The sequence below is a fragment of the Desulfosarcina cetonica JCM 12296 genome, from assembly GCF_001311845.1.
In the GTDB taxonomy this organism is placed as follows: Bacteria; Desulfobacterota; Desulfobacteria; order Desulfobacterales; family Desulfosarcinaceae; genus Desulfosarcina; species Desulfosarcina cetonica.
The window spans coordinates 15891-28406 of record NZ_BBCC01000032.1 but is presented as its reverse complement, the minus strand read 5'-3'; the positions used below and the strand labels follow the sequence as shown (position 1 = coordinate 28406).

The window sequence follows — 12516 nt, the reverse complement described above, 5'->3', positions numbered from 1 at the left end:
GTAGATGTACTTTTCCTCCTGGGCTTTTTTCAGAAAGCGCCGCAGGAAGACCGCCTCATTGGCCGTCGAGGCCACGGCCAACTGCCGGGTGCGTCCGTTGCTCGGCCAGCCCACCTCGGAAATGACGATGGGTTTATCCGGATAGAGCGACTTGAGCAGATTGACCCTGTCGACCACGTACCGACGGCGTCGTCGACAAGTTTACCCTCCCAATAGGGCAGCATCTGCACGGCGATGTAGTCGACGTGCGCGATCAATTCCGGATACTCGGCCCAGACATGCCAGGGTTCGGCCGTACTCACGGGGATATTGAGGGCCTTGCGGGCCTGGTCCAGGTAGACGGCCAGTTCCTCGACGGTCAATTCCTCACGCAGCAGGACTTCGTTGCCCACCATCACCCGAACGATGTTGCTGTTCCTGACGGCGGTCTGCAAAAACCGCTTCATCTCGGTCTTGTTGTGCTCTTTGTTGTCATCCAACCAGATGCCGAAGGCCACGTTCAGGTTGTGCGCCTTGGCCATCTCGGGGATTCGGATCAGCTTGTCCTCAATGGTGTAGGTACGAATGGCGTGGGTCTTTCCCTCCAACAGGGCCAGATCGGAATCGATCTGCTTCTCGGTGGGATAGACTTTTTTCAGCGGGCTTTGACCCTCGTGGAAGGGTGAAAACGAAAATCCCTGGATGCGCTCCGGCCAGGGGGGTTCGACCTCCGGACGGTTGGCAAAGCCCCAGATGCTGACCGCCAGGATGGCGATGGCCAGCGCAATCACGACGCTGGATACTTTCATGCCTGCCGCACCTCACGCCTTGCCGACAACCGCCAAAATCCTCCGAAAAACCCGCCTGCATCCTGAATCCGCAAGAGATCTGCCGTCATCACGAAACGGTGATCGCGCCCAGAAGCCATGGGGGCGCAATCCGCGCAGCAGGGCGCACCTGACGGCGCGACCCGAAAGGCATCGTTCAATCCAACCTCCTCAATATTCCACCCAACCTGCATCCGAGCCTCGCCCGGCAAGCCAGCACCCGTCGATACGTCCCTCAAGTCCTTCGAACGATGATCGATAACCCTCTTGAGCAAGCCGAGAGCGGTTCGCTCCCAGCTCGGTGAATCGGTAAACCGGAACGAACACAGGTTCCATGACGACCTCATTGTCGCGAGGTTCAGGGATGATCTTTATGCACCTTGCCCCTAAAAAACAACGTCTTTTTGTAACGCTGGCCTTAACCCTGTTCATTTTCGGACGGGCCGCCGCCCCGTGTTTCGGGTCGGATTCCGGACTCCTGCCGTCACGCGGAATGCAGCCGGCCGACATCGCGGCGGCAGGCACCACGGCCGTTCCCGTATCCATCCGCTGCGAGGAAGCCGGGTTTCAGCTCTATCGCGCCGGCGAGCCCTACTACATCAAAGGCATCGGCGGCCAAAAACATTTGGCCATGGCCGCCGATGCCGGCGCCAATTCGATCCGCACCTGGAACGCACGGCAAGCCGGCAGTATCCTGGATCGTGCCCAGGGGCTGGACATGACCGTCATGGTGGGCATCTGGCTTTCCCACGATCCTCGGATTACCGGGATCCGGCCTACCGGCAACGCAAACGGGACGACCTGAGCCGGCTGCTGGCGGCGCACCGCAACCATCCGGCACTGCTCATGTGGGCCCTGGGCAACGAGATCAATCTGCAGGGCGCCGATACCCCCGAGGCCTGGCGGTTTGTCGATGAACTGGCCCAATTGATCAAACGCCGGGATCCCCATCATCCGGTGATCAGTGTCATCGCCTCTGGCCGCCAGGCACTGGAAAACATCGCCGCCTACGCCCCGACCCTGGACGCCGTCGGCATCAATGCCTACGGCACCCTTTCCGATGTCCGTGCCATGATCGATACAACCGCCTACCAAGGCCCCTATATCGTCACCGAATGGGGGGTGAACGGCCACTGGGAGGTCAGGCGGACCGATTGGGGACGGCCCATCGAACCGGCCAGTGCAAAAAAGGTCGAATATCATATCAAACGCTACCGGGAAAATATTTTAAGCAACCGTGACCGCTGCATCGGTTCCTACGTCTTCCTGTGGGGCCAGAAACAGGAGCGCACCCCCACCTGGTACAGCATGTTCATCGAAAATCTGCCCGGTGACGACCCGCTTGCCGTCGCCTGCCCCACGGTCGACGCCATGCACTTCAACTGGTCCGGTCTGTGGCCGGCCAATCGGGCACCCTTTGTGGCGGCCATGACCATCAACGATACCACGGCGGATAGTGATATCACGCTCATGCCGGGAGAAGCGTTCGTCGCCCGGGTGGCGGCCGCAGACCCCGATAATGACAACCTGCGCTATGTCTGGGAATTGATGACGGAACCGTCGGTGCTCGGCAGGGGCGGATCGTATGAACCGCGTCCCGACGTGCTTGAAAACATCACCGACGGGAAGCGGCCCATGCTCGAACTCAGCGCCCCCGCGCAATCCGGGGAATATCGTCTGTTTGTCTATGTGCTGGATGAAAACGGACATGTGGGGACGGCCAACGTTCCCTTTGCGGTGAGCCCGTCACACACGCTCAAGGCTGAAAACCGCCATTCTACAACCGGGAACAGTTGACCCTGTCGATCGGTCATTGCGACAGATATCGGGATCACGTCGCGTCACTTAGGGGAAGGTGCAGGGTGAAGGTGCTGCCCCGTTCCAGCTCGCTCTCCACGGTAATCGTGCCGCCGTGGGCCTGGGCGATGTGCTTGACGATGGCAAGCCCCAGGCCGGTTCCCCCGAGCTTGCGGCTGCGCGCCTTGTCCACCCGGTAGAACCGCTCGAAAAGGCGGGACAGATGCTTTTTGGCGATCCCGATGCCCTGGTCTTTGAAGCGGATCTCGATCTCGCCCGTGCTCTTTAGCGCCTCAATGAGAATCACGCTGTCTTCGGGGCTGTACTTGATGGCATTGTCAAGCAGGTTGACCGCCGCCTGCTCCAAAAGGGTGGCATCGAAATAGCCGCTCAAATCCGCCTCGCACGAAAGGCGGACCGCGATCCCTTTCTCCTGGCTGGCCTCCTTACAAAGATGGATGGCCGTGTTGAGGACATCGGCAATACGGCAGTGCTCCATGCCGATCTGCTGGATTTCGTCGTCGCGTTCGATCCGCGACAGTTGCATCAGTTCTTCGATGATGGCCGCCAGACGGTTGACATGTTTTTCGATGATATCGAGAAAACGCCGGGTCTCCTCGCGATCCTCCAGGGTCCCGGTAGACAGGGTCTCCACAAAGCCCTTGATGGCGGTCAGGGGCGTCTTGATCTCGTGGGACACCGAGGCGGCAAAATCCCGACGCATGTTTTCCAGTCGTCGCAATTGGGACACATCGTTGATCACCACCAACCCGCCGATCCGCTTGGACGCCACATCCATGAGCGGCGTCAAGACCACGTTGATGGTCCGCTCCCCGTTCTGGTGGTAGACGATATCGCCCTCCAGCGTCTCACCGGTTGCCAGACAGCGATCCATCAAGGTCTGGAAATCGTGGTTGCGGATCACCTCCAAAACGCTACGGCCGGTGACCGCCGGCATGGACGCATTGAACATTCTGGCGGCGGCCGGGTTGATGCTGATCACCCGTTGGTCCAAATCCGTGGCGATAACGCCTTCGCGCATGCTGGAAAGTACGGCTTCGGTGGTCCTGCGTTGATTGGTGATCTCTTCCAGGCGCTGCTGAAGCTGCACGGCCATCTGGTTCATGGTTTCGGCCAGGCCGGAAAACTCCCGCGTCTGGGGAAGGAGCAGCCGATGGGCCAAGTCGCCCTCGGCAAAATGCCGGGCGCCTTCGCGCATGCGCTCGATCGGCGCGGTGATCCGTTTGGACACATACCAGCTCACCACCGAAGCCATTAGCGCCACCAAAAGGGCGCCGATGGCGATGCGGAAGCGAATCGACCCGATACGCTCGTCGATGGCGGTCACCGGAATGGAGGTGCGCAGCACGCCGGCCAGTTTCTCACCGACATACAGCGGCATGGCCACATACATCATGTTGCGCTGCAGGGTGTCACTGTAACGGATGCGCATGCCCACATTTCCCCGGAAGGCATCCCGGATCTCCTCGCGATCCAGGTGATTGGCCATGTTGTCCGGGGATTCGTCGGAGTCCGCAACCACGCGGCCATCGGGCAGGATCACGGTCACCCGGGTAACCGTTTCTCCGGCAACATCCTTGCACAGTTGGTCGAGGGCCGCGGCGTCCAGCGGGACCAGCAGGTGACGCACCTGCTTCTCCAGCATCCGCCCGCTGACCTCCAGGTCGGCCCGGGTACGCTCCAGGTAAAACTGCCGCGTAAAGCTGAGCGCATACCAGCTGACCGCAAAAAGGGATAGCAGGGTGATCACCAGATAAGAGGGGAAAAGCTTATAGATGAGACGTTTTTTCATATTCATGGGCATCGATCAAGGGTTGTCAAAGGGCAGGCTTGCCTGGAAAAATGGCGCAACCCACTGGCAGCGGAAAAGCAAATATTTTCTCAGAGGCGGTTTGAAAAGTCTCTCAGGTTTCGATAAACCGGTATCCCACCCCGCGCACCGTCTCGATATAGCATCCCAAGGGGCCCAGCTTCCTTCTCAAGCCCACGATTTGGACATCCACGCTACGATCGGTCACCGGATAGTCATCACCGCGAACCGCGTCGACGATCTGGGTACGGGTAAAGACCCAACCTGGCCGCCGGGCCAGAAAATAGAGCACCTGGAACTCGGTATAGGTGAGATCCAACGATTTTCCATTGGCCGTTACATGGCGGCGCCCCGGATGGATGGAGAGTTCCCGGACTTGCAGGACCTCACCGTCGCTCTCGCCGATTCCGCTGCGCCGGCGGATAACCGCCCGCATGCGTGCGATCAGAATGCGGGGGGAAAAAGGTTTGGTCACATAATCGTCGGCCCCCAATTCCAGTCCGGCGACCACATCGGCCTCTTCACCCTTGGCCGTCAGCATGACGATGGGCGTCTCTTTGGTGGCGGGGTTCTGGCGCAGTCGCCGGGCCACCTCCAGGCCGTCGATGCCGGGTAACATCAGGTCGAGAACGATCAGATCCACTGCTTCGGATTCGGCCGCCTTAAGGGCCTCCTCCCCGGAAGCCGCGCAAGCCACCGCGTAGCCTCACGGGCCAGATTATAGCGGACCAGTTCGAGGATGTCCTCTTCGTCGTCCACCACCAGAATTTTTTCTTTTTTCATGGGACCACGGTCCGTATGCAAAATGGTAATTGGAAGGATCGCCAGCCCGTCAATCGAACTTTCCGTGACGGACGATCTCACCCTCGATCATGTAAATCACCTCTTCGGCGATATTGGTGGCATGGTCGGCCAGCCGCTCGATATGCCGCGAGATGAGCAGCAGGTTGATCATGTAGCCGATATCTTCGCTGGCCCCGTCGGCCATGGCCTGCTTGATGCGGTCGTAGGCCTCGTTCTTGAGCTTGTCCACCTCGTCGTCCAGGTGCAGCACCTTGATGGCCAGGTCGAGATCCTGATTCACCAGGCTATCCAGGCTCATGCGCAACATGCTCTCGGCTTTTTCAGCCATCACCGAGTAGTCAAATTGGTAGGGCGCCACCGGTCGTTTGGCGATGTGAAGCACCCGCTGGGCGATGTTGACCACCTGGTCGCCAATCCGTTCCAGGTCGTTGTTGATCTTGACCACGGCAATCAAAAACCGCAGATCGGCGGCCACGGGCTGGTGCAACGCAATAATCTTGAGGCACTCCTCCTCGATTTCCACTTCCATCTCGTCAACCTGATGGTCGTTGTGAATGATCTCCTTGGCCAAGGTCATGTCGCGTTCTTCGATGGCGGTCTTGATGCGATGCACGCCCTGCTCGACCAACGCCCCCAGGGTCAGGATCATTTTTTTGACTTTATCCAGTTCTCTTTGAAAATGTTTCACCACCTGAATATCCTTTTGTAAATAAGGGGTGTTCCCGCGCTGCCCCGAAGAGCGCGTGCAAATGTTCCGTTGATCAACCGAAACGGCCGGTAATGTAATCTTCGGTCTGCTTTTTCTTGGGTCGGGTAAAAATCAAGTCGGTCTCGCCGGCTTCGATCAGCTTGCCCATGTAGAAAAACGCCGTCACGTCGGAAACTCGCGCAGCCTGCTGCATGTTGTGGGTGACGATAATGATCGTGTAGGTCTCCTTGAGTTGATGAATGAGCTCCTCGATTTTCTGGGTGGCAATGGGATCGAGTGCCGAGGCCGGCTCATCCATGAGCACCACTTCCGGTTTGACCGCCAGGGCGCGGGCAATGCACAAACGCTGCTGCTGACCACCGGAAAGTCCCAGGGCCGATGCCTGCAACCGATCCTTGACCTCATCCCAGATAGCGGCTTGTTTGAGACTCTCCTCGACCCGTTCCTGCACAAAGACTTTGTCCTTGATGCCGTTGACCCACAAACCGTAGGCCACGTTGTCAAAAATGGATTTGGGAAAGGGGTTGGGTTTTTGAAAAACCATGCCCACCTTGCGCCGTAGCATCACCACATCCACATCGGAAGCGTAGATATTTTCACCGTCCAGGGTAATGCGACCCTCCACGCGACTGATCGGAATCAGGTCGTTCATGCGGTTGAGACAGCGCAGAAAGGTGCTCTTGCCACAACCCGAGGGACCGATCAAGGCGGTCACCTGGCAAGGACTGAAGTTCATGTTGATACTGTGCAGAGCCTTGAATTCACCGTAGTAGAAGTCAAGGTCCTGGGCAGACATCTTTATTTCCGTGTCCATGGGAGCTTCCTGTTGTTCAGGATGATTCATCACATGCATCCTACCCGAAATGAGGATTGAGGAAAAGTCGTTTCAACGGCACTGACGCTGAATTCATAAGTCATTGCAGTTTCTTGCGCAACCGGGCACGCCAGATGATGGCCAAGAGATTCATCCCCAGCACCAGGACGATCAGCACGATGGCGGTGCCATATTGCAGATGGCGCGTCTTCTCGATGGCCGTTCCGGCGGTGGCCAGAACGTAGATGTGGTACGGCAGGGCCATGACTTCGTTGAAAATGGAGGTCGGCAGTTTGGGGGTGAAGAAAACCGCGCCGGTAAACATGATCGGCGCCGTTTCACCGGCGGCCCGGCTGATGCCCAGGATGGCGCCGGTGAGGATGCCCGGCATGGCCGAGGGCAGGACCACCCGCCAGATGGTCTGCCACTTGGTCGCCCCCAGCCCCAGGGAAGCCTCGCGATAGGTGTCGGGCACCGATTTCAGGGCCTCTTCGGTGGAACCGATGATCACCGGCAGGGACATGGCCCCCAGGGTCAGGGCCCCGGCAGCGATGCTCACGCCCATTTTGAGAATGACCACGAAAAAGGCCAGGCCGAACAGGCCGAAGACCACCGACGGAACGCCGGCCAGATTGTTGATCCCCAGGCGGATCAGCCGCACCACCTTGCCCGGCCGGGCATACTCCTTCAAGTAGATGGCCGAGGCGATGCCAATGGGCAGGGCCACGACGATGGCCCCGATGCTCAGACAGAGGGTGCCCACGATACAGGGCAGGATCCCGCCTTTGGTCATGGAGTCCATGGGGGGTTGGGTGAGAAAGTCCCAACTGATGGCGCGCCAGCCATTGGCCACCATGAAATAGATAATCACCAACAGGGCAATCCCGTTGATCGCGGCAGCGCCCCGGAAAAGCCCGAAGAAAATGTTTTGGACCAGCCGGCGGCGTCTGTCGTAGGCCGGGCTGACCCCCGGAAAGCGGTCATGGGCGGTTGGCATGGATACGGCCTGTACCTTCGGCGCGGCGATCGTCTCGCCGACCGTGTTTTTTTCTGTCATATCGGAAACCGGGAGCGATTTCATCATAAAGAAGCCTCTCCCACCTGGGCATAGCGGTGGGCGATGGTGTCCGCAACGATATTGAAGAGCAAGGTAAAAAAGAAAAGCACGATACCGGTGGCGAACAGGGCGTAGTAGTGCTCACTGCCGATGGGTGCCTCGGCCATTTCGGCGGCGATACTGGCCGGCATGGGTCGCACCGGATCGAATAGGGAGCCGGGCAGCATGGCGGCACCACCGGCAACCATCAGCACCACCATGGTTTCGCCGACGGCGCGCGAGAGTCCGAGAATGACGGCCGTGCTGATCCCCGACAGGGAAGCCGGCACCACCACGCGCACGATGGTCTGCAATTGGGTGGCGCCCAAGGCCACCGAGGCTTCACGCAAGGCACCCGGCACGCTATGGATGGCATCCTCGGAAATACTGCAGATGGTCGGAATGGACATGAAGGCCAGCATCAGCGATGCGTTGAACAGGTTCAGGCCGGTGGGAAGATCGAAGACCCGCTGCAGAAAGGGCGCCACCAAGACCATGCCGAAAAATCCGATCACCACCGACGGCAGGGCCGCCAGGAGCTCGACCACCGGTTTGACGATCTGACTCACCCGCGGCATGGCGATTTCGGAAAGGTAGATCGCCGTCATCACGCCCAGGGGGACGGCCATGGCACCGGAAACAGCCGTTACCGCAACGGATGCGACGATCAGGGAGAAAATGCCGAAATCGGGCGGATCGGAAGTGGGATACCAGTACTTGCCAAAAATGAAGTCTTTGACCGAAACAGTCTTGAAGATGGGCAGCCCCTCTCTGAAAAGAAAAAGCATGATCAGAAAAAGGATGCCGATGGATGCGGTGGCAATCACGAAAAAGAGCCCCCGCATGGTACGTTCGGTGGTCTGGCGGTTGGCCATCGGGATTCCTGCCTGTGGGTTAAAAAAAAGGCGTTAGATCATCGGGAAAGCACACAGTCCGCCGGCATCGCACCGGCGGACTGTGATGACGAATCCAAGCACGCGCCACGCGGCTCGGGAGCCGTCGATTAGTACAGTGGCACGTATCCGGCCTCGGCAACATACTTTTGACCCGTCGCCGGATTCAGCATGTAGTTGACAAAATTCAGCGTATCACCGGTGGGCCAGCCATTGGTGAACATGAACAAGGGGCGGCTGATGGGAAAGGTGCCGTTGAGGGTGCTCTCCTTGGTGCCTTCCACGCCGTCAACCTTGAGGGCCTTGACCTTGGCGTTGAGATAACCGATGCCGATGTAACCGATGGCGAATTTGTTGTCCGACACAGCCTGGACAATGGCGCCGTTGGAGGCCATGACCTGGGCGGCCGGGGTGACGCGTTCCTTTTGCATGACCTTGCCTTCCCAGGTCTCATAGGTACCGGAGGAGGTATCCCGGGAACAGATGACGATCTTCAGATCCGGCCCACCGATCTCTTTATAATTGGTAATCTTGCCCATGTAGATGTCCTTGAGCTGCGCGCGGGTGATGTTGGTCAGGGTGTTGCTGGGATGCACGATGGGGATGATCGAGTCGTAGGCCACGGCAAAGGGGACCGGATAGACGCCCTTTTTCAAGGCCATGTCAACTTCCTTTTCCTTGATGAAGCGGGAGGCGTTGGCGATATCGGTGGACCCGTCGATGAGGGCTTTGATACCGTTACTCGAACCGCCACCGGACAGGGAGATGTTCACGTCCGGGTGGGCTTTCATGTACGCCTCCACGGCGATCTGGGAAATGGGCAGCACCGTGGTCGAGCCCTTGATCACCAGATTCCCCGCGATGGCCGTGGTCGCGCAAAGGGCGAGGGCCGCGCCGGTGGTTGCAATCATGCGAAACAGCTTCTTCATGGGTCTCTCTCCTTCGTTGAATCGTTTGTTGATGCTACGCGCCAATTGTTAGATTCTTGTTAGGATTCGGTTAGATTTTCATTAACCCTTCATTTTCACGACAAATCCTAACAAACTCAGTGAGTGCAAATTAGAATCCGATTGTTAGGATTCGGTTAGCATTGGGTGAGTTTTTGATGAGCCCATGGAAAATTCATTTTTATCGCCAGGCTTGGGATTGCTATTGACCTTGCCGTCGGTCTTGCTTAGGATGCCGCTTTTTTCAGGAGCCACCGGCAACCGTGCCGATGATCCGTTCATTCGCCTGTATCCGCAAGGGCTTCCATTGCGATCCAGCCCCCATCCGGGAAACGACATACCCCATGAACGAACGCCAGCATTCAAGTGTTAAGATTTTATTCGCCCTGACGCTGGTCCATTTCACCGGCGATTTTTACAGTTCCTTTACCACGCCCCTGTTTCCCGCCTTCATGGCCAAACTCAACCTCAGCCTCGCCGAGGTGGGGCTGATCGCCGGCATCAACCGGTTTCTGGCCTTCATCGTCCAACCGGTCGCCGGTTACATGGCCGACCGCTACCAGGGGCGAATGATCATCCTCGGGGGGCTGTTGATGGCCGTGGTATTCATCCCCCTTTCCGGCATTGCGGGAATTACTGGGCGCTGCTGGTGTTCATCGGCCTGGGATCCATCGGTTCGTCCCTTTTCCACCCTTCCGTAGCCGGCATGGTTCCGCTTTACGCAGGAACGCGCAAGAGCTTCAGCATGTCGGTGTTCAACACCGGCGGCACCCTGGCCTTTGCCGTGGGCCCCTTCTGCATCACCACCATCGTCTCCCTGTGGGGCCTTGGCGCCATGCCGGCGACCATGGCATTCGGCCTGTTGGTGCTGCTTTATCTTTGGCACATCGTCCCCGCCCCGCAAAGCGAAGGCATGGCTGACACGGGTTTCATCGGAACGTTGAAAAATCAGTTCGGCAAGGTCTGGCGGGCCATTTTCCTGATTTGGCTGGTCATGGTTCTGCGGGCCATTGTGGGTCAGTCGTTCATGACCTTCATGCCTGTTCTGTTGGTCAAGCGGGGGTACTCACTGGTTTCAGGAGGTGCCATGATCACCCTGTTCACCCTCGCCGGCACGATCAGCGGCCTCTTGTCCGGCTACCTGGCGGATCGGGTGGGCAGCCGGCCGATCTTCCTGTTGGCCCATCTCTTGATGACGCCGGTCCTTCTGGGAATGCTGGCACTGCCCGGATCGTGGGTCTATGCGGGTATCGCTGCGGCCGGCTTTTTCGTCCTGGCCACCCTGCCCCTGGGCGTCACCCTGGCCCAGGACCTGGCCCCCGGCGGCCGCTCCATGGTCTCCAGCCTGATGATGGGCCTGGCCTATGGTTTGGGGGGTGCCGTAGCGCCAATTGTGGGCAAACTGGCCGATATCACCTCGGTCGAGACCGTGTTGCAGGGCGTGGCATTCCTGCCTTTGCTGGCCATCCCCCTGATCTTTTGTTTCCCCAAACGGACCGCCTGAAACGAATATCGGCCAAATTTGATGGACGCGTAAAAAGTCGCATTTCCGACGGATTCGTAAAAAACCCGAGATCAAGGCTTGCGAATCCCGAGGAATGAGGCGTACTTAGCGTACGCCGCAGTGACGAGGATGAAGCGTAACGCCGATATCGGGCTTTTTACGAATCCGTCAAATTTCCCTATTGGTGGATGGACACTAACGACGTTCGAGCACCGCAACCTCCATGCTGCCGTCCAGCGCCGCGGCAAATTCCCGGGCGTCATCCAAGCTGCCCACGATGGTATCATAGTGCATCGGAATAACGGTTTTGGGGTTGATCAGGCGGGCCGCCGCCACGGCCTCCTCGGCGGTCATGACATAGGTTCCGGAGACGGGCAACAGGGCAATGTCCACGGAAAACCCTTTCATTTCCGGAATCAGGTCCGTATCTCCGGCATGGTAAATGCGCTTGCCGTCGATGGTGAGGATGAAGCCCAGCCAGTTCTTGGCCTTGGGGTGGAACTTCTTGTCGACGTTGTAGGCCGGGACCGCTTCGATATGGATGCCGCACACGGTCAGCCGGTCGCCGGGGATCACCACGCGGATATCGCCACACAGGGAGGTGAGTTTTTCCGCCGACTCCGCTTCGGTAACGATCACCGTGGACGGCTTGACCAGGCGGGCGATATCCTCCGGCGAGCAGTGGTCGTGGTGGACATGGGTGATCAACATGAGGTCGGCCTGGGGGGCCGCCGCCACCTGAAAAGGATCGATCAAAACGACGATCCCCTCGGTTGAAGTGAATACAAAACCGTCATGCCCCAGCCATTGGATGCCGCTGATACGATCGGTTGACATGGTAACCTCCTGTGGATTGTGACAAGGATCCCCTTTCCGTCAGGTTTACGCCTGCCGGGGGATGGTTGATCGGGCCCGGACACCGCCCGGCATCCGGGGGGTTCGTTTTTTGACTTGATTCTTTGTTACGCCCTGCGCCATGATCAGGCCAATCGCAGGAAAAATTCCGCGTGCCGGGCAACGCAACGGCGATGGCTTGGCAAGGCGCCCTCCGCTTCCACCCGGCAGGCAAAACGGACCTCCCATGCTGAACAAAATCCGCATCCGGCACAAACTGCTGATCAGCTATAGCATCGTGCTGATCCTTTCCATTTCCATCGGCAGTTCATTCATTTACATCGTCGTGCGCGACCAGATCACCGCCGGCCTGGAAAGCGAACTGCAAAACACCACCACGGCGATCCTCAACATGGTCAAGACCGCCGCCGCCGTCTCCATTAAAAACCACCTGCGCGCCGTGGCGGAAAAAAAATCTTGA

Annotated in this window: 16 protein-coding genes; 5 read left to right on the top strand and 11 right to left on the bottom strand. The window is 58.5% G+C overall.

From position 1 onward, the window contains the following. Positions 1 to 29: 29 nt before the first annotated feature. Entirely contained in the window at positions 30 to 788 is a 759-nt protein-coding gene (locus tag JCM12296_RS43980) for a glycoside hydrolase family 17 protein (RefSeq protein ID WP_246804113.1), read from the bottom strand. A 391-nt stretch (positions 789 to 1179) separates the two neighbouring features. Between JCM12296_RS43980 and JCM12296_RS43975 the strand changes: the two genes are divergently transcribed. Together JCM12296_RS43975 and JCM12296_RS09860 are read left to right on the top strand one after the other, a co-directional pair. Next, complete coding sequence (locus tag JCM12296_RS43975) at positions 1180 to 1611, top strand: hypothetical protein (RefSeq protein WP_054692075.1); 432 nt, start codon at positions 1180 to 1182, stop codon at positions 1609 to 1611. After that, the gene (locus JCM12296_RS09860) at positions 1545 to 2603 is read left to right on the top strand and encodes a glycoside hydrolase family 2 TIM barrel-domain containing protein (protein WP_246804116.1); all 1059 of its coding nucleotides are present in this window, start codon (positions 1545 to 1547) and stop codon (positions 2601 to 2603) included. Before JCM12296_RS43975 ends, JCM12296_RS09860 begins: the two co-directional genes overlap by 67 nt. A 34-nt stretch (positions 2604 to 2637) precedes the next feature. On the opposite strand, the gene JCM12296_RS09855 is transcribed toward JCM12296_RS09860, so the two are convergent. From JCM12296_RS09855 to JCM12296_RS38100, 9 genes are all read right to left on the bottom strand, one after another. Next, complete coding sequence (locus JCM12296_RS09855) at positions 2638 to 4416, bottom strand: sensor histidine kinase (RefSeq protein WP_172683833.1); 1779 nt, start codon at positions 4414 to 4416, stop codon at positions 2638 to 2640. 112 nt (positions 4417 to 4528) lie between these two features. After that, on the bottom strand, positions 4529 to 5131 hold the full coding sequence (locus JCM12296_RS09850) for a response regulator (RefSeq protein WP_306304002.1): 603 nt from the start codon (positions 5129 to 5131) through the stop codon (positions 4529 to 4531). Next, positions 5068 to 5217: a hypothetical protein gene (locus tag JCM12296_RS48995; RefSeq protein WP_306304004.1), complete on the bottom strand. Its 150-nt coding sequence runs from the start codon at positions 5215 to 5217 to the stop codon at positions 5068 to 5070. Before JCM12296_RS48995 ends, JCM12296_RS09850 begins: the two co-directional genes overlap by 64 nt. 49 nt (positions 5218 to 5266) lie before the next feature. Continuing rightward, positions 5267 to 5926 carry a phosphate signaling complex protein PhoU gene (gene phoU, locus JCM12296_RS09845; protein ID WP_306304001.1) on the bottom strand — a complete coding sequence of 220 codons (660 nt, stop codon included), beginning with the start codon at positions 5924 to 5926 and terminating at the stop codon, positions 5267 to 5269. 73 nt (positions 5927 to 5999) lie between these two features. Further along, the gene (pstB, locus tag JCM12296_RS09840) at positions 6000 to 6761 is read right to left on the bottom strand and encodes a phosphate ABC transporter ATP-binding protein PstB (RefSeq protein WP_054692065.1); all 762 of its coding nucleotides are present in this window, start codon (positions 6759 to 6761) and stop codon (positions 6000 to 6002) included. Positions 6762 to 6861: 100 nt separating this feature from the next. Continuing rightward, complete coding sequence (gene pstA, locus JCM12296_RS09835) at positions 6862 to 7845, bottom strand: phosphate ABC transporter permease PstA (RefSeq protein WP_246804112.1); 984 nt, start codon at positions 7843 to 7845, stop codon at positions 6862 to 6864. Continuing rightward, the gene (gene pstC, locus JCM12296_RS09830) at positions 7842 to 8732 is read right to left on the bottom strand and encodes a phosphate ABC transporter permease subunit PstC (RefSeq protein WP_054692062.1); all 891 of its coding nucleotides are present in this window, start codon (positions 8730 to 8732) and stop codon (positions 7842 to 7844) included. Before pstC ends, pstA begins: the two co-directional genes overlap by 4 nt. Positions 8733 to 8860: 128 nt before the next feature. Further along, positions 8861 to 9679: a PstS family phosphate ABC transporter substrate-binding protein gene (locus tag JCM12296_RS09825; RefSeq protein WP_054692059.1), complete on the bottom strand. Its 819-nt coding sequence runs from the start codon at positions 9677 to 9679 to the stop codon at positions 8861 to 8863. A 144-nt stretch (positions 9680 to 9823) separates the two neighbouring features. Next, on the bottom strand, positions 9824 to 9979 hold the full coding sequence (locus JCM12296_RS38100; RefSeq protein ID WP_157067506.1) for a hypothetical protein: 156 nt from the start codon (positions 9977 to 9979) through the stop codon (positions 9824 to 9826). A gap of 62 nt (positions 9980 to 10041) precedes the next feature. Here JCM12296_RS38100 and JCM12296_RS43970 point away from each other — a divergent pair, with 62 nt between their 5' ends. Both JCM12296_RS43970 and JCM12296_RS09820 read left to right on the top strand, forming a co-directional pair. Continuing rightward, positions 10042 to 10398, top strand: coding sequence for an MFS transporter (locus JCM12296_RS43970; RefSeq protein ID WP_246804111.1), 357 nt, complete (start codon positions 10042 to 10044; stop codon positions 10396 to 10398). Next, positions 10347 to 11201 (top strand): MFS transporter, encoded by an 855-nt coding sequence (locus JCM12296_RS09820; protein WP_246804110.1) that lies wholly within the window; start codon positions 10347 to 10349, stop codon positions 11199 to 11201. Before JCM12296_RS43970 ends, JCM12296_RS09820 begins: the two co-directional genes overlap by 52 nt. Positions 11202 to 11396: 195 nt before the next feature. Here JCM12296_RS09820 and JCM12296_RS09815 read toward each other — a convergent pair whose 3' ends face one another. Next, complete coding sequence (locus JCM12296_RS09815; RefSeq protein ID WP_054692056.1) at positions 11397 to 12038, bottom strand: MBL fold metallo-hydrolase; 642 nt, start codon at positions 12036 to 12038, stop codon at positions 11397 to 11399. Positions 12039 to 12282: 244 nt separating this feature from the next. Between JCM12296_RS09815 and JCM12296_RS09805 the strand changes: the two genes are divergently transcribed. Continuing rightward, positions 12283 to 12516, top strand: coding sequence for a hypothetical protein (locus JCM12296_RS09805; protein ID WP_054692048.1), 234 nt, complete (start codon positions 12283 to 12285; stop codon positions 12514 to 12516).